The sequence below is a fragment of the Candidatus Clostridium eludens genome (assembly GCF_045310515.1).
Taxonomy (GTDB): domain Bacteria; phylum Bacillota; class Clostridia; order Clostridiales; family Clostridiaceae; genus Clostridium_B; species Clostridium_B eludens.
In genome coordinates, this window is the sequence record NZ_JBJHZX010000008.1 from 44,764 (window position 1) to 64,987 (window position 20,224).

The 20,224-nt window shown below is 30.2% G+C and carries 21 protein-coding genes, 1 pseudogene, 3 riboswitches and 1 other annotated feature (1 of these 26 cut by a window edge); of the genes and pseudogenes, 3 read left to right on the forward strand and 19 right to left on the reverse strand.

Annotated features, from left to right (window positions below; translation table 11 throughout):
• Positions 1–5: 5 nt before the first annotated feature.
• Positions 6–818: a transporter substrate-binding domain-containing protein gene (locus ACJDU8_RS07150; RefSeq protein WP_406791462.1), complete on the reverse strand. Its 813-nt coding sequence runs from the start codon at positions 816–818 to the stop codon at positions 6–8.
• Between the two features lie 200 nt (positions 819–1,018).
• Positions 1,019–1,134, reverse strand: a riboswitch (SAM riboswitch).
• 348 nt (positions 1,135–1,482) lie between these two features.
• Between ACJDU8_RS07150 and ACJDU8_RS07155 the strand changes: the two genes are divergently transcribed.
• Together ACJDU8_RS07155 and dcd are read left to right on the forward strand one after the other, a co-directional pair.
• Positions 1,483–1,731, forward strand: coding sequence for a helix-turn-helix domain-containing protein (locus ACJDU8_RS07155; RefSeq protein WP_406791463.1), 249 nt, complete (start codon positions 1,483–1,485; stop codon positions 1,729–1,731).
• A gap of 205 nt (positions 1,732–1,936) precedes the next feature.
• Positions 1,937–2,458, forward strand: a pseudogene (dcd, locus tag ACJDU8_RS07160) (dCTP deaminase).
• Between the two features lie 457 nt (positions 2,459–2,915).
• Here the strand turns inward: dcd and ACJDU8_RS07165 are convergent.
• The 17 genes from ACJDU8_RS07165 to ACJDU8_RS07245 all read right to left on the reverse strand — a co-directional run bounded on the left by ACJDU8_RS07165 (position 2,916) and on the right by ACJDU8_RS07245 (position 17,129).
• Positions 2,916–3,389, reverse strand: a complete 474-nt coding sequence (locus tag ACJDU8_RS07165) for a GNAT family N-acetyltransferase (protein WP_406791464.1) — start codon at positions 3,387–3,389, stop codon at positions 2,916–2,918.
• Between the two features lie 117 nt (positions 3,390–3,506).
• Complete coding sequence (locus tag ACJDU8_RS07170) at positions 3,507–3,971, reverse strand: GNAT family N-acetyltransferase (protein ID WP_406791465.1); 465 nt, start codon at positions 3,969–3,971, stop codon at positions 3,507–3,509.
• A gap of 235 nt (positions 3,972–4,206) precedes the next feature.
• Entirely contained in the window at positions 4,207–4,770 is a 564-nt protein-coding gene (locus tag ACJDU8_RS07175) for a GNAT family N-acetyltransferase (protein ID WP_406791466.1), read from the reverse strand.
• Between the two features lie 86 nt (positions 4,771–4,856).
• Positions 4,857–5,330, reverse strand: coding sequence for an HAD family hydrolase (locus ACJDU8_RS07180; protein WP_406791467.1), 474 nt, complete (start codon positions 5,328–5,330; stop codon positions 4,857–4,859).
• 108 nt (positions 5,331–5,438) lie between these two features.
• Positions 5,439–5,774, reverse strand: a complete 336-nt coding sequence (locus tag ACJDU8_RS07185; RefSeq protein ID WP_406791468.1) for a hypothetical protein — start codon at positions 5,772–5,774, stop codon at positions 5,439–5,441.
• A gap of 490 nt (positions 5,775–6,264) precedes the next feature.
• Complete coding sequence (locus ACJDU8_RS07190) at positions 6,265–7,071, reverse strand: class I SAM-dependent methyltransferase (protein ID WP_406791469.1); 807 nt, start codon at positions 7,069–7,071, stop codon at positions 6,265–6,267.
• A 251-nt stretch (positions 7,072–7,322) separates the two neighbouring features.
• Positions 7,323–7,886 (reverse strand): class I SAM-dependent methyltransferase, encoded by a 564-nt coding sequence (locus ACJDU8_RS07195; RefSeq protein WP_406791470.1) that lies wholly within the window; start codon positions 7,884–7,886, stop codon positions 7,323–7,325.
• 235 nt (positions 7,887–8,121) lie between these two features.
• Positions 8,122–8,700, reverse strand: a complete 579-nt coding sequence (locus ACJDU8_RS07200; protein ID WP_406791471.1) for a cyclase family protein — start codon at positions 8,698–8,700, stop codon at positions 8,122–8,124.
• A 73-nt stretch (positions 8,701–8,773) separates the two neighbouring features.
• Complete coding sequence (locus ACJDU8_RS07205; RefSeq protein WP_406791472.1) at positions 8,774–9,235, reverse strand: MarR family transcriptional regulator; 462 nt, start codon at positions 9,233–9,235, stop codon at positions 8,774–8,776.
• Positions 9,236–9,578: 343 nt separating this feature from the next.
• Entirely contained in the window at positions 9,579–10,145 is a 567-nt protein-coding gene (locus tag ACJDU8_RS07210; RefSeq protein WP_406791473.1) for a recombinase family protein, read from the reverse strand.
• Between the two features lie 59 nt (positions 10,146–10,204).
• The gene (locus ACJDU8_RS07215) at positions 10,205–10,399 is read right to left on the reverse strand and encodes a hypothetical protein (protein ID WP_406791474.1); all 195 of its coding nucleotides are present in this window, start codon (positions 10,397–10,399) and stop codon (positions 10,205–10,207) included.
• Positions 10,400–10,472: 73 nt separating this feature from the next.
• Positions 10,473–10,532, reverse strand: a riboswitch (Fluoride riboswitch).
• An 80-nt stretch (positions 10,533–10,612) separates the two neighbouring features.
• Complete coding sequence (locus ACJDU8_RS07220; protein WP_406791475.1) at positions 10,613–11,806, reverse strand: MFS transporter; 1,194 nt, start codon at positions 11,804–11,806, stop codon at positions 10,613–10,615.
• Positions 11,807–11,871: 65 nt separating this feature from the next.
• On the reverse strand, positions 11,872–12,507 hold the full coding sequence (locus ACJDU8_RS07225; protein ID WP_406791476.1) for a DUF190 domain-containing protein: 636 nt from the start codon (positions 12,505–12,507) through the stop codon (positions 11,872–11,874).
• Positions 12,508–12,623: 116 nt separating this feature from the next.
• Positions 12,624–13,889, reverse strand: a complete 1,266-nt coding sequence (gene eno, locus ACJDU8_RS07230) for a phosphopyruvate hydratase (RefSeq protein WP_406791477.1) — start codon at positions 13,887–13,889, stop codon at positions 12,624–12,626.
• A gap of 150 nt (positions 13,890–14,039) precedes the next feature.
• Positions 14,040–14,099, reverse strand: a riboswitch (Fluoride riboswitch).
• 651 nt (positions 14,100–14,750) lie between these two features.
• A complete protein-coding gene (locus ACJDU8_RS07235) occupies positions 14,751–14,930 on the reverse strand; it encodes a small, acid-soluble spore protein, alpha/beta type (protein ID WP_406791478.1) in 180 nt (59 codons plus the stop codon).
• Positions 14,931–15,184: 254 nt separating this feature from the next.
• Complete coding sequence (locus ACJDU8_RS07240) at positions 15,185–15,745, reverse strand: DNA-3-methyladenine glycosylase I (RefSeq protein WP_406791479.1); 561 nt, start codon at positions 15,743–15,745, stop codon at positions 15,185–15,187.
• Positions 15,746–15,938: 193 nt separating this feature from the next.
• Positions 15,939–17,129, reverse strand: a complete 1,191-nt coding sequence (locus ACJDU8_RS07245; protein ID WP_406791480.1) for an aminotransferase-like domain-containing protein — start codon at positions 17,127–17,129, stop codon at positions 15,939–15,941.
• A 636-nt stretch (positions 17,130–17,765) separates the two neighbouring features.
• Here ACJDU8_RS07245 and ACJDU8_RS07250 point away from each other — a divergent pair.
• A complete protein-coding gene (locus ACJDU8_RS07250) occupies positions 17,766–18,320 on the forward strand; it encodes a flavin reductase family protein (protein WP_406791481.1) in 555 nt (184 codons plus the stop codon).
• A 181-nt stretch (positions 18,321–18,501) separates the two neighbouring features.
• On the opposite strand, the gene ACJDU8_RS07255 is transcribed toward ACJDU8_RS07250, so the two are convergent.
• Positions 18,502–19,728: a macrolide family glycosyltransferase gene (locus ACJDU8_RS07255; protein ID WP_406791482.1), complete on the reverse strand. Its 1,227-nt coding sequence runs from the start codon at positions 19,726–19,728 to the stop codon at positions 18,502–18,504.
• A gap of 315 nt (positions 19,729–20,043) precedes the next feature.
• Positions 20,044–20,224: a binding site (T-box leader), on the forward strand (it continues 75 nt past the right edge of the window).

Genomic DNA, 20,224 nt, shown 5'->3' on the forward strand with positions numbered 1-20,224 from the left:
ATCTATTAATCATTTGTTGTATAATCTCCACCTAAGACATCTTTTGATATCTTTGACAATGTACCATCTGCTTTCATGGCTTTTATTGTCTTATCTATATCAGCCTTTAACTGAGTATCGTCTTTGCGAAAAATATAATAAGTATTTGAAGTAGCTATAGGATCTCCTACTGTTTTAAGTTTATCTCCATAAGTTTTATTTAAATCAGCTACTATTCTCTTAATGGAAATAAATGCATCTATTCTTCCATCTTCAAGATTCTTAACTAGAGTAGCATTATCTGGTGTTGAATAAACTAGTTTGATGGCATTATTATGTTGTTTGTTATATTTCTCTAAAACATATGCGTCATTACTACCTGGAGATACATTTACAGTTTTACCCTCTAAATCTTTAATAGAATTTATATCAGTTCTATTCTTCAAAACAGTTATTCTTAGAATAAAAGTAGTGTAGCTTTCATCAGAAAAAAGATATTTTTGTATACGTTCTGGGTTTTTCTCAAATTGATGTGCAGCTATATCTACTTTCTTAGAAGCTAAACTAAGTAGAACATTTTTAAAGTCCATTGTTTGATATTCAAATTTATACTGTGGAAGACGTCTATCAACCTCCTTCAAGACTTCATATTCATAACCGGCAAGGTTACCCTTATCATCCAAATAGCAGTATGGTTTAAATGCATTTCCTGTTCCTATAACAATTGTTTTAGGTGCAGAAGAGCTTGATGTACTAGTTGCCTTTGCACCGCAGCCTGCTAATGCGAATATAGTTAGCAGACTGGCTAAAAATAACATAAATATTTTTGGCTTTTTCATAATTAAATCCTCCATTCATGTAAAATTTATATAATTTTAAATTAATAACATTAAAATCATTAATAAATAAAGAGGTCAAAGTTAAATATTATAGAGATTATTGACTAAAACTCTATAATAAACAAAACTTGACCTCTAGTTTGTCTAGTTAATCAAAAAACTTCCTACAGAGAAACTATAGGAAGTTATATTCTTTGTTTCTCTCATCTTTCAGGTTTAACCTGCTGGAATTAGCACCATTGAATATATTCGTAAATGTACATATTCAGGTTGCCGGGCATCATAGGGCCAGTCCCTCTGCCTCTCTTGATAAGAAATTCTATATTTAATTGACTTATTCCAAAATTATATATAAATGATATAACTTTTGAAATGTTTTGTCAATATAAACTTTTACTTAATATATGAGGAATCTAATTTCTCAAATCTAATAAGTAATTTTCTGAAGCGATTCAGCCATGTGTGAACACAATTGCTTTCCCATAGAACTCTCCTCATAATAACTATTTTAAGTTAATTAGTATTATTATAATAAATTGCTGTTAATTCCAATACAATTATGTTAATTTTTTAGTATATGTTCATCTTTAGCAACATCCTATCAGTATAGAAATGTAAAATCAATTTGAAAGTTAATCTTTAGCACATTAGGCGGTGGAGTATTTTGAAAATATACTGGCATGAAGGAAGTAAAAATGTTATAGGCTCTAGGGTTAAAAAAGCTCGTCATATGTTTAGCCCTGCTTTAACTCAAGAAAACTTATCTGCAAAATTAGAACTTATGAATGTAAAACTTGATAGAATATCTATATCAAGAATTGAATCTGGTGATAGATTCGTAGCTGATTATGAGGTAATTGCAATTGCTAAGGCACTTAATGTTTCTCTTGATTGGCTTCTACTTGGCAATTAGTTCTTATTCAAGCTAAATATTTTTCTCAATTTCCATCCCAATTTTTAACATAAAGATAAGATGTATTAGTTAAGAATTTATAATCTTCTTCTACCAATGCATTAAATACTTTATCATAAATTTTGATATATTATATACTAAATAAGTTATGGCAAAATAATTAATAGGCAAAATGAAAATTATACGAAGCAAAAGGAGAGTTTAAATGATATTAAGCGGAAAAGAAATACAGAATAAATTGGGCAAAGAAATTATAATAAAACCTTTTAATGAAAAACAACTCAACCCTAATAGCTATAATTTAAGGCTTCATAATAAATTACTTGTTTATGAAGAAAATATTCTTGATATGAAGAAAGTTAACTCTACAAGAGAGATTATAATACCCAATGAAGGATTCTTGCTAGAACCTAATAAACTTTATTTAGGTAGAACAGTAGAGTACACAGAAACTGATAAATATGTTCCTATGGTTGAGGGTAGAAGCTCTGTAGGGAGACTCGGTTTATTTATCCATGTTACCGCTGGATTTGGAGATGTTGGTTTTAAAGGGTATTGAACTTTAGAAATGTTTTGCATACAACCAATAAAAATATATCCAAACGTTGAAATATGCCAAACTTACTATCATGCAATAGAAGGAGAATATACTAGATATAAAAGTGAAAAATATCAAAACAATAAAGGTATTCAACCCAGTTTATTATATAAGGAGTTTTTAAAATAAATAAGTTTTAATTCAAACTATTTTATGAATGATGAAGAATTACAGGAGCCATCTGTGGAATATGGAGATATTATAAATGCACAGATGGTGATTATATACAGAAAGAACCGGACTTGTATGTTTCCACACATCCGGCTCAAGCCGCCTTTTTACCTCAAACAAGTTAGTATGCCCGGCACGAAAAATCCGTTAAGGTTCAACTTTTCGTTTATACTTTCCACTTTTCTCCTAACCCTGTACTGCTCCTGCGTAAAGCAGTAACATTAGGTACTTAACTCTCATGCAACCTACAAACAGATTGCTCCGTATGCAGTCTCAAGCGGGGATACGCCTAATAACTGACGCAGTTTCCTATAAACCGCTACTAATTAGCGACTTCTTGCCGCACCATTTAATAAGAAGAATGTGTACTATTGAAAATATTATATTGCTTTTTATTTCAAGCAGAAAAATATTGTTATCGGTTCACTTCTCTTGATTTCATCATTAAATGTTCAGTTATTCCTTCCCTATATAAACTAGGTATAGCACCTACTTGAATGTACCCAATTTTTTCATACAGCATTTTTGCTTCTGGATTAAAATCTGCAACTACTAAAAATAGTTTACTATACTCTTTGAAACAATTATCCTCAAAGAACTTTAATAGTTTTTTACCTATTCCTTGATTACGGCTTTCTTGCTTTACTGCAATAATATGTAGATAGGGGAATGAATGAAATATTCCATCTAAAATGAACCATATGAATCCTTTATAATTCTGATTAATATCCATAGCAATGTATATTTCTTCTTTAGCAAATCCTTCTTCTAATGCATTTCGAGCACTTCCTTTTTTAGAAAAATATCTTATCCCCAGTTCAGAATTTGCTAATGCAACTTCACAATCATTTATATAATCCAGGCTTCCCTTTACTATTGTTATTTCCATATGACACCTCTACATCAAATTTTATCAACTACTATGAAATATAATTTATTACGCAAAAAATTACTTTTTTGTCACACATCAAGAAAAATTTGAGTTATACATGTACTAAAATTATACTTATTTTGTTGAGTTCATCTCTTTTTTAAATAATACTATTTTGACAGAACCATCCATATATTCTTTTACGATAGTATAGCTCATTTTCTTATAAAAATAATGATTTCTCTTCTTATCCCCAGGTGTTTCTAAAATCCAAGCAGTTGCATTGGGAAATTGACTTTCTATAAATTTAATAGCTTCTTGTCCAATCCCTTTATTCTCATAATCTGGTATAACAAAAATACCTCCAAGAAAATACGTGCTATCATTATTATCTCTAATAATAATGTCACCCACTATCTGATTATTACAAATTATTTTATATGTTATTTTGTTTAGGACAATATTAGTCATACTTTCTTTAGAATGGTTATATCCAGGACATTCTCCGTATTTAACAAAATCAGCATAGAAACTCTGATTTTGTACATCAATTAATTTATCAACATCATCAATTGTTGCTTTTGTAAATTCAATTTTCATCGTACAAATTCCTTTCACTCAATATGAATTTTCTTCATAATATTTTACTATTGTTTAAATACCGTAGAATCTCAATTAATCAACAAAATATGAAAAGTGCGAATTAACTTATAACTATACTTTTTTAAGAAATTCTATTACTTTATTATATAAAAATGGCTGGATGAAGGGATAAGTTAAATCATTTGGTATAGTACTAAATAACTTAATTTCATTTATCTCATAGTTAGGCAGTTTATCTCTTTTTAAAATAATATGATGAATATTCCATCCCACCATTACCAATCAACTTATTTTCAGTAGGTGAAAAATCTAATTCCTTCAAAGCCTTTATTCTTTCGGTTGCAATAGGAAGTGCCTTTGTTGCTATCATATTACATTCAAACAATGAATAAGTTTTATCAATAATCAATTTTAAAATATCTATTATATTGGCTTTTGTTTCATAATCACTTCTCAAATCTAAACGGAGAAGCCCGCAATTATTAAAATAATCTTTGGATTCTCTATGAAATAATTCTATTGTTCCAATTACAGCATTATATTTTTTATCTATAATAGACCATCTTACAAAACCTTTTCGGTCATACTCGAATTTCCAATAATCAAGAGCCTGCTTCATTCTTTCATGTGTAGCATAATAAAAATCATCTCCGTCACAATTATCACTATTAAATAGAGGAATTGCTTTTTTATCAGAATATACTTTTAATAAGTCATCACAATCGTCAATAGAAATAAATCTTAAGTTGAATTGTTTATTTTCAAATTCGGGGCAACTTACATATACACTATCCATGTTTTCTCCTTTTTAAATTTACTATTTATAGAGTTGTTTTACCTCTTTCATACGCTGTATTGTTAAAATATTGTGGAATAATAGACTTATATAAAATTAACCAATTGAATTAATGAAGTAAAATATTTATCATAGTTATAATCATTGCTTTTCCTTACTAAAATCGCATCAATACCTGCACCTTTTGCTCCCTGTATATCAGCAATATAACTATCACCAATCATAGTTGTACTTTCAACATCGTTTAAGTCACTAAGTACTTTTTGGTATATTTTTATATTAGGTTTCTCATATCCTATATGTGCTGAAGAATATATCTTTATAAAATAATCCCTAATACCTAAATTTTTTACTAGTTCTTCTAATTCTGGTACATGATTTGAAACGATTACATTACAATATCCCTTTTCCATAGTACTTTTTAAGCAAAAGACAGTATCTTCATAAATATGCCACTTAGTTGAATTTAAATATTCCTCTCGTATATTATTTGATATACTATTTGCAGCATTATCTTCAACTCCAAGTTGTTTCAGTATTTTTACAAAATGTTCATTCATGCATTCACCTCATTATATAATGTATTTTTACACATGAAACACTTAATTAATACCATCTCTATATTTCATTAATTGTTCTTTATATGCCTCGGTCTTATGATAACCACATTATTTATACTCGTAACACCACTCTCGATATATACAGTCTGGCACACATACGTTATACAATTCTGGTTCTACATCTTTAATATAATTCAATACTTCTTGCCATACTTCCCTCGTTTCCTTTGATGCTTGATTACATAATCTTTTTCTTGATATATTTATCATTACTTGAGTTGTAGCAATAAATTCGTGTTCTATTATAATAATTGATTCTTCATTTTCACCTATCATTTCAACCGATATCTTATTTATCACTGTACTAAATTTAGCATTACATTTCTTTACATCTTCAAATGCTTTATCAAGCAATTCCGTAGAATAAATCTTTCCAACTGTCATGTATTGTATTGACTTCCATGATACTTAACATGTCGTCATCTGCATTTTAAGACTGTTTGCAGTCTCATCTATTAACGGAGCTGAATATACTTCAGGAATTACGGTTTTCCCTATGGCCTACATGCTACTCTGTGTACACTTCACCTATTTGTTACCAGTTTCGGCGCAACACTCGATAAGGTTGGTTGGTTAGACCCTGTCCTATAGAGACTTCCACTCTATCAGAAATACCAAGCTTCGCTTGGCGTACAAATATCGTAGATTTTACGGTTAATAAATCCCATAAGAATGATGCGAATTAACTTTTAGATTCTCTTACCAATCCTACTCTCAAATTATTGTATCCTCCATATGCCTTGAGGATACAAAAAAGATGCTGTACCCCTCTGGTGCACCCTTGGCTGCAAGGTGTACTTTTGAAACAGTAATCTGGGCCGGCCATTTTTTCATTGATTGGCACCTATCTTTGCATAACAATTCTAAACAACAATTATTTCTTTTTTCCAATGAGGATATAACTAAGCGGAAATTCGTCAAGCAATTTCAGTGTTTCGTTATCTGAATTTCCTAAATTGTACTCATCAAATTCTTGTATCTCAATATTGGCTTGGAGTATAGCGCTTATAATATCAGATATTTTGTGCATAAACCAAAAGCACTCGTCTGACTCATACTCTACTCCACCAACATAATCCATCCCTGTCGCATAATTATAAGGTCCTTTCTTGAAATAAGAAATTAACTTATCAAGATTTTGTTTTTCAAAATCAAATCCATTATCAAAGAAATGAACAAATGGATGTATCTCAGAAATCAATATTTGTCCACCCTTCTTTAGTAGCCTTGATAACACATTAAAATAATTATTCAAATCGGGAAACCATTGCAACGACCCCTCTGAAATATATATAAAGTCAAAGTAATCGTTGTATTTATCTTCAATCTCCAATATGTTGGTTCTTACAAATTTTGCATTTAGCTTTGCTGTTTCGGCAAGCTGCTCGGCTTCGGAAATAGCGATATCGGAAATATCAAACCCTATCGCTTCTTTTGCGCCAAACTTCATGAGCGACAACAACTCCCTACCGTTTTGGCATTGCATTTGAGCTATGATCTCACCATCAAAATTAATATGTTTCAATTTGTTAACCACAACATCATCATAATCGCTGTTAAATGTTGTGAACTCAGGATTTTTAAAACTCTTTAGCAATGAATTTTTTCTTGCCTTTTGATGATATTTCGAAGCTTGATTCCAAGCGGCTCGATTGCCTTCAAATATATTTTTATTGCTCATAATATTACCTCGCTTTATATAAATTTTCTAACATCGCAGTTAATAAGGGATGCGAACTTTCACTATTGTAGATAATGCTTATTTTGTACGTCCAAAAGAGTTTCTTATTTCATTCAAAAGTTGTAATACTATATCTCTTGAATATGTAAATTCATATCTCTCGTTTCCGCATCAGCTTTAGTACCAAATGTGTTTAATGAATTACCCCAGAATATATCGTCCAAATTGTAGTAATGTTGTAAATGTATCTATTACTTATATACAACGAATCCATAGTGATAAGGCGGTAAGCTAATATAATTGTATCCTATTTGTTTAAATCCAGCTGTTAATGCCCATTCTTTCATTTCAATAGGCTTTGGGCGAATATCCATACTTGGACCTCTTGGAGTATCTGGATCATAATTCCAATGAATAAGACCGGCCTTTCCCCCTACCTTAAGTATTCTGTATGCCTCATCCAAAATTTCTAATGGCTTGATATGATGCAGTATGTTGAACAACATAACATAATCAACCGAGTTATCGGGTATCCCTGTACCATTAGCTATAAAATCACGCTTTACGAAAGTTATATTATTTTTAGGAACAGTTTTCGATGAAGCTATATTAAGCATCTCATCTTCCATATCTATGGCAATAACATTACCTCTAATCCTCTCAGCACTGGGCAATGTAAATGTTCCATAGCCACAGCCAAACTCTACAAGAGAATTTATATCTTGATTTATTTCCATTTTATCAAGAATAAGTTCTACGCTAAATAAACTTTCCCAGTATTTTTGTTCAGGCATTCCACTGTCACGAACCTTCATTTTTTACACCTTCTCCTATTAATTATAAATATAACAAAAAGGCCAGCATTTCTATAAAGAAAGCTCGCCTTCAGTTTTCTGATTAGCAAGTGAAAATCAAAATATATAAAATAGTTTATCTTATTTTGTTTAGCTTTTCTACTAATTTACTAAAATTATAGCTGCTAATGTTGAATAAATTACTATATCTGATATATACCTGGTCATTTTTGATGATTCCCGCTAGATTATATACTTATATTTCAGCAATTACTCGGCAGGGAAGTCCGGAAAATCCACTCATATTTACCGGGAAAGTATATACTGTAAATGACTCGCCGGATGCTTTCTCCAGCATTAGGTCTAAATTATCTAGATTTTCAATAATAAATACTCCTCTGTCAGCACAGTGCTGATCAATACGCAGATGATTAGCTGGTTTTTGTGCTCCATTCATATCTATGCCTATGAAATTCACCCGTTTATCTATAAGATAATCAATCAACTCATCAGATAACTCGATATTTGTGGAAAAATATTCTTTTGTTCCATATCTAAGTTGTTTTAAAATTCCTGAATAAAACATTACAAAATCACCTTTTTTTACACTACTTAAATCGAGATCATTTACTTTTACCTCTCCATTTTTAATATGACTTACATCAAATACTCTACCCCTTGTTATAGCTTTATCTATAGAAAATTCTTTGTTCATAACATCAAAGTGAGTTCCTATATATCCCTGTTTTTCAAGGTTCATATTCGCTTGTCCTAGCAAATCCAATATCTCTTCTAATGCTTTTTTATCCACTTTAAAACTCAAGTCAATTTTCATATAAAGCCCTCCATTATAATATATTTAATTTATCAGAAAATAATCTCACATGATTTGACCAAACCTAAGTTAACTAATACGTGCTGTTATCTTTCCTAAAATCCTTAAACGTATTGTCCATCATAGAGTTTATATCGTTAAGAAATCTCAATATAATTGCTCTCTCGTCTTCATTATATTTATCTATAATAGATTCTTTATCCTGTTGGATTTTATCATGTATTCCTTTGTGAATTTTATATATCCTTTGCCCTGATTCTGTTAACCTGTAGTATATTTTTTGCTTATTTCCTGATTCTTGATACCTCTCAACAAAACCCTGACTAAATAATTTCTTACACATTTTTGTAATGGCACCAGTTGTCATCCCTAATTCATTGGATATTTTAGTAACATTGGCATTTTCAATATCTGCTACAACAGAAATGCAATGTACTTGTGAAATACTAAGTTCGCCCTCAATATTAGGAATAAATAACTCAGTGCTTTGCTGAATTTTTTTTAAAGAAAATATAATATCACTCTCAATACTCATTATGAATCCTCTCACTTTCTTCTTTGGAAACAAGTTAAGTATAAGCCAATCTTCCTTCCGTGTCAACAAGATATTTTTTCATTGAATCATGATTATACAATCGAACTCAAGAAAATCGCATATTTTCTAAAAAATAAAAACAATAGCAAAGCTCCCTAAATTACTATTTATTGAGTTGTTTCACCTTTTTCGCATGTCCTATTGATTTCCATTTGTGCAATATATATTAGATTAATACTTCTTCAAAAAACAAATAAATCCTTTCTAAAAGGAGGAAAATTTAATAATTTCAGTTTCATAAAGGTTGTTTTCATCTTTTATAGAATCCACAAATTCTGTATCTTTATTTTCCCCTACAGGTACCTTCTTTTTGTCTTTCAAGTAAATTAACACGTTCAAATTCTGCAATAGCACTTATCATCGTAATCATTAACTTTCCTGTAGTAGTTGATGTGTCTATATTTTCTTTATCGCTTACTAAATGTACCCCTTTTACCTGTAATTCTTCTACTATATTTAATAAGCCTTTCGTTGATCTCGCTAACCTATCCAAACTACTAACATATATTGTATCCCCTTCTCTTGCAAAGCCTATCATTGCTTTTAATTCTGGTCTATCTATATTTTTGGTACTAACCTTTTCAGTAAATACTTTATCCATACTATATTTTTTTAACACTTCAACCTGTCTTCTTTCATTCTGTTCAACCGTACTAACCCTAACATATCCTATATTCATTATTAATGACTTCCTTTCCTTAACTTCTATACGTCTATAATAATATATCTTCATAATATTTATGGTTATTAATAACTTATCTAAAGTATTTTTAATACCAAATAGTGCAGATTTTTCACCAAATAAAAATATTCTATTGAGGCCTACCATAGATTTTTTGCCTTCTTTCAACTGCCTAGTTTCTCGTGTTTTCCTTCAATTTCCGTCTTCTTCAGTGAAGGTAGTACCCGTTATCTTACTACCTTGAAATAAATATACACTATAAAAGGTATACCATAAATTGTATTTGAAGGATCCACATCTATATCTGTCCCAACACCTATGAGTATTTCTAGATTTTCAATCAGTGATCCCCTTACTCCTATAAAAGACATAATAAAGATTAGTATTACGATAATTATCAAGAAGATTTTAGAACTTTTCATAAGCGTCACCATTTTTTATTGGATAGAAATATTTGTATTCCTACCGAAAAAAATAGATGACTCCTACTTTGAATTCAAAGTAGGAGTCATCAGCATAACGCATTTAAAGGCGAACTCCATCACCTATTTATAAATATTATACTATAGAGTTAAATAAAAATCCACACTATTTAATATCACAAAACCATGGATTTTATATCATCACACAATTTATTATATTACCTTATACTTTTCTATATTAGTTATCATACTTAATATTATTGCTATAACTGAACATATTGCTCCAAAATAAAATGGTGCTGATGGAGAAACTCGATCCCATAGCAAACCCGCAATAGCACTTGCTGGAATGGCTAATAATCCAACAGAAGCATTATATAATCCAAAGGCGGTTCCTCTTATATTTTCACCAACTAAGTGAACTACAAGAGACTTTGCTATACCTTCTGTTGTTGAATAATATATTCCATATACAATATATAGTACCCATATGTGCCAGGGAAGTTTAGCAAGAGCGAAACCTACATAAGTTAGTGCATAAAGAAACCATCCTAATCGCATAACATTAATTCTTCCAATTTTATCTGAAAGAATTCCACTTGGTATAGAGAGTAACGCATAAAACAAATTAAATACGGCTATGATTATTGGAATTTTAATAGGAGATATACCTACATTTTCAGCCCTCAAAATTAAAAATGCATCACTACTGTTACCTAATGTAAATGTAAGTATAATAATGAGAAATAACATAAATTTTCCTTTTAATATGGTTCTATCAAATTTAAACTTTACTCCTACATTTTCTCCCACTTTTTCTTTAACAAATATTCCAATTATAATAATTGTTATAAATGCAATAATTCCTGCAGCTATAAATAAATATCTATACTTTTTTATTTCTCCATATACAGCAAATTTTAAAAGTAGGTATGTTGTAATTAGAGGTCCTATAAAAGAACCCAAAGTATCTAATGTTCTTTGTAATCCAAAAGCAAAACCTGTTTTATTTGCTTTAGATGATTTTGCCACAAGTGCATCTCTTGGTGCGTCTTTTAATCCTTTCCCTACGCCATCTAGCAACCTTAACCCTAAAACACTAAAAGCACCTGTTGCTAAGAATAGAATTAATCTTCCTATTGCTGAAAGTAAATAACCTATAAAAACTATTGATTTTCTTTTTCCTATCTTATCCGAGATAATTCCGGATAAAATTCTGAAAATACTCACTATAGTAGTCACTGCTCCCTCAATAAGCCCTATAGTACTTTTATTTAGTCCTAGGATTTGAGAATAAAATGTTGGTAAAACAGGCGAAATCATATCTTGACTTAACCCCCCAAAAAATGCCACCCATCCTAATTTCATAACATTTTTATTAGCAATATCATCTATATTATTTGACAAAGTTCTTATCTCCTTTTTTATAAAAATAAATTTCAAATTTTTAGTTGCCACATCACTTTTCCTTGCTATTTATCCATTATCATATTTACTGGTGTTGTAAATATAACACCCTCCTTAACAATGATTTTAAGTTCATCTAATAAATCTTTTAAATATTGAGAAGCAACAATACTTTCTATTACAATAGGCATTTGTTCACTAAACGAAAACATGCGTTGTTTATGCACAACTCTATCTTTGCCATATCCAACAATACCCTTAGTAATTGTAGCCCAAATAACCTTTGTATTTTGAAAAAAATCTAAAATCTTTTCGTACTCTTCTCTTTTAAACCACAAATCATTCTCTTTTGTATAAACTTTAACAACAAAATAATCATGCATTTCCATATCTTTCTCCTCCATTCCTTTAACTACACTCACTTGGCCATGAATCATATTTCCAGTAAGTTCTTGTTTCACTTTTTCTATTTGCCTATTACTAGCAACTGTCTCTAAAATAACAGCCAAGTTGTTAAATGCTACATCTTCAAGTGTAAATGAATGCAGTCCACTTTGATAATCAAGGTTTAATTCGCTACGCCTAATTATCAATCCTGGGAATCCTTTTTTCCCTAAAAATTTCTTTATCCATTTATAGGCATTATGTGAATTAGCAGTATATTCTTGCTCCCCAACTATTATTCTTAATAAACTATTCATGTTATTAATGAATTCCCCTATCCATTTTATGTTATAAAAGCTTCTATTAAGTGGATAAAAATATTTGTATAAATTCTATAACCATCAAAATATATAAACCTAATTATATATAAATCTTACCTTTTTAATTTAAATGGTGTCATAATAGAATCCCTACCTAGTTCTTCTTCAATTCTTAAAAATTGGTTATATTTAGATACACGCTCTGTCCTTGACATTGAGCCAGTTTTGATTTGTCCTGCACATAATCCTACTGCAAAATCTGCAATAAATGTATCTTCTGTTTCTCCAGATCTATGAGAAATCATGGTAGTATAACCTACTTCCCGTGCCATTTTTATTGTTTTTATAGTCTCTGTGATAGTTCCAATCTGATTTAATTTAATTAAAACTGAATTGGCAATGTGTTTTTCAATACCTTTTTTTAAAATGGAAGGATTCGTAACGAAAATATCATCTCCTATTAATTGAATTCTATTTCCTAATTTTTTAGTTAGGAATTCCCAACCGTTCCAGTCATGCTCAGAAAGTCCATCCTCTATTGATATAATAGGGTATTTATCTATTAGCTTTTCATAATATAAAGTCATTTCTTCGAATGATAATTCTTTTCCTTCAAAATTGTATATTCCATTTTTATAAAACTCACTAGCAGCTGGATCTAAAGCAATAGCGATATCTTTTTCAGGTGTATATCCTGCCTTTTCAATTGCTTGAATAAGTAATTCTATAGCTTCTTCACTTGATTTTAGATGAGGAGCAAATCCACCTTCATCTCCAACTGAAGTTACCAGTCCTCTTTCACTTAACAAACTTTTTAACGTATGATATGTTTCAGCAATACTTTCAATTCCTTCATGAAAACTTGAAAATCCTATAGGTGTGATTAAAAATTCTTGAATATTAATTCCAGAATCAGCATGCTTACCACCATTAATAACATTAAAGAAAGGAAGTGGTAATTCTATATTAATACCTCCTAGATAACGGTAAATTGGAATCCTTTCTGATTGAGCAGCCGCACGACAAACAGCCATGGATGTACCCAAAATGGCATTTGCACCCAAATTCATTTTAGTAGTTGTTCCATCTAAATCAATAAGTATCTGATCAATCATATCTTGATTAAAAGGAGATAATCCAACAAGTGCTTCTCTTATAGAACTATTTACATTTTTAATAGCTTTTAAGACACCTTTACCGCCTAGCCTTTTTCCACCATCCCTCAATTCAACTGCTTCTTTATCACCTGTTGAAGCACCTGAAGGAACGCTTGCTCGCCCTAAGCTTTCATCATTCAGTAGAACATCAACTTCAATTGTGGGGTTTCCTCTCGAATCAAAAATTTCTCTTGCAGTTATCATCTGAATTTTTTTACTCATAAATCTTTCCTCCTAAAACAAATTATAATAAATTTACATAACTAAATATAACTAATCCCAAACAAATGGCAATAAAACATTAATTCCCAATAGTAAGTATTTCTTGTAATTTCACTTCTGCTGAAAAAAATAGATGACTCCTACTTTGAATTCAAAGTAGGAGTCATCAGCATAAAGCATTTAAAGGCGAACTCCATCACCTATTTATAATATCATACTATAAAGTTGAATAAATGATAAAAATGAATACCACTAATATTTAATTATAATAATTTTCGAGATTTTTAAATGTATTTATATATTATGCAAAATACTAAAAATTATTCTATTGAATGGTAATTTAATTTTAAACAGTGAAGATGAGTATAGAACCCTAGCAGATAAATATAAAATCCCTTGCACAGAAATCTACGCTAAGCATTTAACTGGAGATATTGCGTTAATAATTGCAAATATAGAGTTTGGCGAGAACTCCAATAATGCTACTGGAATACTTAATAAAGGTATCGATACTAAAGAAATCAATCCTATTTTATCGTAATATTTGCCAATAAAGATAGCAAACGCTCCGTCTACTGCCATTGCTATTGCATATAAAGTAGGTATTAGTGCTTCACTTAATACCTTTTGTGACATGATTTGAGGAGTTATCTTTGAGAGCATTTAAGGATGGAGAAAACCTAATTGGATAAATTCCTAATAATTGCTCTGATTTTTTACAATAAAGGCACTTAGCTTTTGACTAGATGCCTTACACAATACATGTTAGGTGTATATTCTATGTTTGTTATTATATCATCCCAATATTTTGCAAAAATAAAGCTTAGAGTAGTAAAGCTGCTCTAAGCTCTATATCATATTTTACCTTAAGTCCTCCTCATAAGCCTTAGCCGTTTTATTGCCACCTACTGTTCCAGCTTTTCTAGCAATTAAATCTCCATTATAGATTTTCTTTGAGCCTATTCCAATTTCTTCATCCGGTTCTCTTTTAAACTTAGCTACTTTGCCTGTTACTACTAAATTACTATTGTTACGTGCCATAAGAAACACCTCTTTCTAGAGCAATTTTAAATGCTACACTTAAAGTTTGTGTATTTCTATAAAAAATACTCTAGGTAATTGAATGGATATAAGGAAATAGATATAAAAATAAGTTTAAATTTATAAATTTATAACTGAATATATCATTTTTCACTACCCGTTTTGCCTGTAATTCAGCAATAATGTTTTAGGTATATACGGCATTATTAAGGACTTTTGTATATATAATAACCTAGTCTATAAAATTTCATATATTACCTGTTTGTGGAATGATGAGGACATGTTCTTATATGGTCATCCACCATACCAATTGCTTGCATAAATGAATAGATAGTAATCGGTCCCACAAATTTAAAGTTCCTTTTTTTCAGATCTTTGCTAATTTGCTCTGATAAACTACTTTTATTAGGAATATCACTATCAGATTTCCAATTGTTTATCAACGGTTTAAAATTCACATAATTCCATAAAAAATCAGAAAAGGTTCCATACTCTAACTGTATTTTAATAATTGCTAAAGCATTATTTCTTACAGATTTTAATTTTGATAAATTTTTAATAACATTAAATCTTGTTCTGATATCTCCTATTTTTTCATCACTTAACTTTGAACAATATACAACATCAAAATTGTGAAAAGCTCTTCTATAATCTTCTCTTTTTGAAAGTACCATATTCCATGATAATCCAGATTGAGCGCCTTCTAATGTAAGCATTTCAAATATGTATGAATCATCACGGCTTGGTACGCACCACTCGCTGTCATGATACTGCAGCATCATTAGATTTTTTCCTGGCCATAAACAAGAATTCATAAAAATCCCTCCCCAGCATTTACGTTTTTTATTATACCTGATATAATATGACGACACTATGTCATGTTTCATTATGAATTGATCTAATTTACCACCTTTTTTGACAGCTTGTCCTGGTTGAACTAACACTACTCCCACAAAACTTAAAATTAAAATATATCAATACTTTTAGAATTGAAAATCTTCTAAGGGATTAACAATTGATAAATTCTTTCAGCACTTGACCGATGCACTTTATTCCTATAACAATTTTATCCTCTGGCATATTTGAGTAGTTAATTCTAAAATTATTTTCTTTTCCACCATTTGCAAAGAAGGAACCGCCTGGAACAAATGCAACGTTTCTTTCAAGACATTTTCCAAGTACATCTCTTGCATTTATCTCCGCTGGAAGTTGAACCCACATAAATAATCCACCATGAGGCCTTGTAAATGTAACTCCTTTTGGGAATTCTACTTCCATTGTTTTTATAGCTAAATCACGTCTTTTCTTATAAACTTTAAGAATTTTAGCTATATGTTTATCAATATCATATAATTCAAGATACTTCGCTATATCCCTCTGAGCCATTGTATTACATTGAAGATCAGTAGATTGTTTTACCAGCACATACTTTTGTATAATCTCTTTCTCTCCTGCAATCCATCCAATTCTATAACCTGGGCAAAATATTTTTGAAAAAGTACCCAGACATAAAACATTTCCACTCTTATCAAACGATTTTACAGATGGCAGTTTATCACCTTCATAACGAAGTTCACCATAAGGATTGTCCTCAATAACGATTATGTTATACTTTGTAGCAAGTTCTGATAATCTTTTACGTCTATCAATACTCCATGTTCTCCCCGTAGGATTTTGAAAATCAGGAATAACATAAATCAATTTAATTCTTTCAGTAGTTTTGAGTATCTTCTCAAGTTCGCCTACGATCATACCATCTTCATCTGTAGGCACTTCAACAAATTTACAGCTATATGCTTTAAAGGCACTAATCGCTGCAAGATATGTAGGGCTTTCACATAGTACAATATCTCCTTCGTCTAAAAAAACCTTTCCTGAAAGATCAAGAGCTTGTTGTGAACCATGTGTAATTAATACATTTTCATACTCAAAAGAAGTTCCTAACATTGTATTCATTCTATTTGCAGCCCATTTTCTCAAAGGATCATAACCCTCTGTAGTTGAATATTGAAGCGCATTTTTTCCATCCTCTTCAAGTACAAGCCTATTAACCTCTTTTATTTCATCAATTGGAAAGAGTTCAGCTGCAGGGAGTCCTCCTGCAAATGATATAACCTCCGGGTGCTGAGTGAGCTTTAATAGTTCTCTAATTTCAGATGCTTTTAAATTATCCATTCTATGAGCATATTTAAAATTCATGTTTATCTCTCCTTTTTCAAATAATATATAAAATAAAAAATCCTGTCCTTTGTATAAATACAAAGGACAGGATTTAAATTCATCTTCCTGCGGTACCACCTTAATTGATGTAAAACATCCACTCATTTAAAGAATGCAAACACATTCCGGATTTATAACATAATCCCAATGTTGTGAATTACTCAGAATTTTACCAAATCCTTTTGACCCACACTCTCAAAGGCTACTTTTCTATACTGCGTTCTGTTAGCTTCCCAGCACCACCAACTCTCTTTAAGTGCACGTACAGTTTTATCTCCTCATCAACGATTTACTATATAATTATTATTATTAACATATTTGTAACTTCCGCACCGCCAATAACTTGTTATCTATAAGCGATAGTACTTATTCCAATAAGAATAGCACTTTAACTTTAGCTTGTCAATGTTGAAAGATAAAATTAAATATTATACTTACCATGTTCAATTAAGACACATATAAAAAATAAAGATATTGTGATGCTAAGATTATTTATTTTGGGGCGTGATCTATCTATATGATAACTCATAGAAAAGAAACAGTCTATACTTTTTTTAATTTATCCATATAATTATTATTGTTGCAACAAATAAATAATTGGATTGGAGAAAGAATATGATAAAGAAGAAAATATCAAATATCCCTTTTGGACCATTTATTACAGTTTTAGCAGGAGCCATGGTTAATGGAAAGCCAAACTATGCCACACTAGGTGCATATGGTGTTGTAAGTCAGAAGCCTGTATTGTATATTTCATTGAAAAATTCCCACTATACAACTTCAGGCATAGTGAAAAATGGATTCTTTAGTGTAAACATACCATCCTCTGAATCTATTGATAAGACTGATCTTTGTGGGTGTGTCTCTGGTAATAAAGAAGATAAATCGAATGTTTTTGATTCGTTCTATGATGATGCAGGAAATGCGCCAATGATAAAAGAATGTCCTGTAAATTATCTTTGTAAGGTAATACAGACAATTCCTATATTTGATTTTACCATGTTTATTGGAGAAATTGTTGCAGTATATGCCAATGAAGACTGCTTGGAAAATGGAAGGCCAAATGCTCTAAAAGTTAAACCAACAATAATGATGGATTCAGGGTACTTTGATCTAAAGGATAGAGTTGGTTCAATATTTAAAACCATAAGTACCGCTAAGCCTAAATAATAAGTATTAATATAAGGATAATACAGAATTTTATTATCTTATGACCTGACTTAAAATGAAATATTAATAAAACATCGTATTATTCAAAACTGAATTCTACGATGTTTTTATGATTCTTTATTACAGAAATGTCTGTATTTTCATTATGTTTAACAGTGCAAAATAAGTTTACTGTGATCTTTTAACCAGCTAAACTAAGTATTTCATCAACACCTTTTTTATACCCTCCTGCTTTCCTAAGGGATTTTCCAATTCTTTCACTATTTATTTTAAAGGTGTTGTCTGAAAGAATCTTAGCTACTGATTGTTTTAATACCTCTTGAGTAACTCTGTCTTTTTCAATAACAATTCCTGCACCTAATTCAGCTGCTCTATTAGCTACAAAAGGCTGATCAGCGAATTGAGGAATAAAAATCAATGGAACATTATAATACAGACCTTCATTTGTACTGTTCATTCCACCATGAGTAATAAACACATCTGCATGTTTTAAAATTTCAAGCTGAGGTACATAATTACGAACAATAAAATTTGATGGAATAGATCCAAATGTATTAATATCTATGTTTTTACCCACAGACATAATAATTTTTACATCCATATTACCAAAAGCCTTAAAACAACTTTTATAAAACTCAATTGAATTATTAAATATAGTACCTAAAGATATATAAATAACTTTATTCTTATCATCAGTTTCCAAAGAAAGATTTATATTTTCTTTTCTGTCTGATATTGATGGGCCAATAAACTTATAATTTTCATCAAAACTTTCACCACAAGGTTGAAAATATTTAGAAGTATATACAATATTAATCTTACCACTTCCAGTTAATGCAGCAGATATACCTGGAGACTTTATACCGTACTTTTCTTGTAGATTTTTAGCAAAGTTTGGATCCTCTGAACTATTTAAAATTTGCTGAATTTGAGTTCCAAATTGACTAAGATGTGATGATAAAAAATTTGTTCTTTCATTTGATGCAAAAGTAGTAATAGAACAAATTGCAGGTATTTTTAATATTCTTCCTACTTCAGGACCTATTATAAATGATGAATCGTAAATGATGTAATCAAATTTTTCCTTTGAATTAAACACAACTTCAATTATTTGGTTAAAGGTACCTTCAAATATTTTCTTAAAGGTACCAATACCTTTTAATAGTAGTTTGTTATTTTCTAAATTTAGGTTTCCATTAATAAAATTTGAGATATTTGATGCATTTGATATATCAAATACATTCTTATAACCTTTAAATTCAGCACCTGTTTTCTCTATTTTAGTTCTGAACTCTTCACTGGCAATGTAAGTAACCTGATTCCCTCTATTTATGAATTCTTTAACTAAACCTATAGTAGGGTTAACGTGTCCATGACCAAGCATATTTACAAATAATAATTTTGACATTTTTATTCCTCACCCTCTTAAAATATATTTCATACATAAATAGTTCTTGTAGAAATGTTTCGCTTACGAACATTTTAATTATGAAATATATTATAGTCTAATAAGTATTTTGTGTCAAGGTATATTCAAATAATAAGCAGATTGACTGCTTTATTTTGGACAAAACCTAATGAATTCTGCATTTACCTTAAAAATTAACCATATGACAATATTTTCTAGATTTTCTTCAAAATAAATATGATTACTACTATTTATTAACACAAATAGTAGTGATTTGAAGTATGGACATATTTAATTCTTTTATGTTATAATTTTTTAAAGACTATGAAGAGAAGAGTAGATAAACATATGAATTTACAGAGAGCTCTATCAAGGTGAGAATGAGTAAGGATTTTTTTATTGAAGAAGGTTTCAGAGTTGCACACCGAATCTGGTTTCAGGGGTAGGCTGTGACGGTATAACCCGTTATAAGTTATAGAGTATACAATTAATTATG

Excerpts from the sequence above, each read along its gene's own strand:
- ACJDU8_RS07150 (WP_406791462.1), bottom strand. The coding sequence starts at position 818 with ATGAAAAAGCCAAAAATATTTATGTTATTTTTAGCCAGTCTGCTAACT.
- ACJDU8_RS07165 (WP_406791464.1), bottom strand. The coding sequence starts at position 3,389 with ATGGAAATAACAATAGTAAAGGGAAGCCTGGATTATATAAATGATTGT.
- ACJDU8_RS07170 (WP_406791465.1), bottom strand. The coding sequence starts at position 3,971 with ATGAAAATTGAATTTACAAAAGCAACAATTGATGATGTTGATAAATTA.
- ACJDU8_RS07175 (WP_406791466.1), bottom strand. The coding sequence starts at position 4,770 with ATGGATAGTGTATATGTAAGTTGCCCCGAATTTGAAAATAAACAATTC.
- ACJDU8_RS07180 (WP_406791467.1), bottom strand. The coding sequence starts at position 5,330 with ATGAATGAACATTTTGTAAAAATACTGAAACAACTTGGAGTTGAAGAT.
- ACJDU8_RS07185 (WP_406791468.1), bottom strand. The coding sequence starts at position 5,774 with ATGACAGTTGGAAAGATTTATTCTACGGAATTGCTTGATAAAGCATTT.
- ACJDU8_RS07190 (WP_406791469.1), bottom strand. The coding sequence starts at position 7,071 with ATGAGCAATAAAAATATATTTGAAGGCAATCGAGCCGCTTGGAATCAA.
- ACJDU8_RS07195 (WP_406791470.1), bottom strand. The coding sequence starts at position 7,886 with ATGAAGGTTCGTGACAGTGGAATGCCTGAACAAAAATACTGGGAAAGT.
- ACJDU8_RS07200 (WP_406791471.1), bottom strand. The coding sequence starts at position 8,700 with ATGAAAATTGACTTGAGTTTTAAAGTGGATAAAAAAGCATTAGAAGAG.
- ACJDU8_RS07205 (WP_406791472.1), bottom strand. The coding sequence starts at position 9,235 with ATGAGTATTGAGAGTGATATTATATTTTCTTTAAAAAAAATTCAGCAA.
- ACJDU8_RS07215 (WP_406791474.1), bottom strand. The coding sequence starts at position 10,399 with ATGAAAAGTTCTAAAATCTTCTTGATAATTATCGTAATACTAATCTTT.
- ACJDU8_RS07225 (WP_406791476.1), bottom strand. The coding sequence starts at position 12,507 with ATGAATAGTTTATTAAGAATAATAGTTGGGGAGCAAGAATATACTGCT.
- eno (WP_406791477.1), bottom strand. The coding sequence starts at position 13,889 with ATGAGTAAAAAAATTCAGATGATAACTGCAAGAGAAATTTTTGATTCG.
- ACJDU8_RS07235 (WP_406791478.1), bottom strand. The coding sequence starts at position 14,930 with ATGGCACGTAACAATAGTAATTTAGTAGTAACAGGCAAAGTAGCTAAG.
- ACJDU8_RS07240 (WP_406791479.1), bottom strand. The coding sequence starts at position 15,745 with ATGAATTCTTGTTTATGGCCAGGAAAAAATCTAATGATGCTGCAGTAT.
- ACJDU8_RS07245 (WP_406791480.1), bottom strand. The coding sequence starts at position 17,129 with ATGAATTTTAAATATGCTCATAGAATGGATAATTTAAAAGCATCTGAA.
- ACJDU8_RS07250 (WP_406791481.1), top strand. The coding sequence starts at position 17,766 with ATGATAAAGAAGAAAATATCAAATATCCCTTTTGGACCATTTATTACA.
- ACJDU8_RS07255 (WP_406791482.1), bottom strand. The coding sequence starts at position 19,728 with ATGTCAAAATTATTATTTGTAAATATGCTTGGTCATGGACACGTTAAC.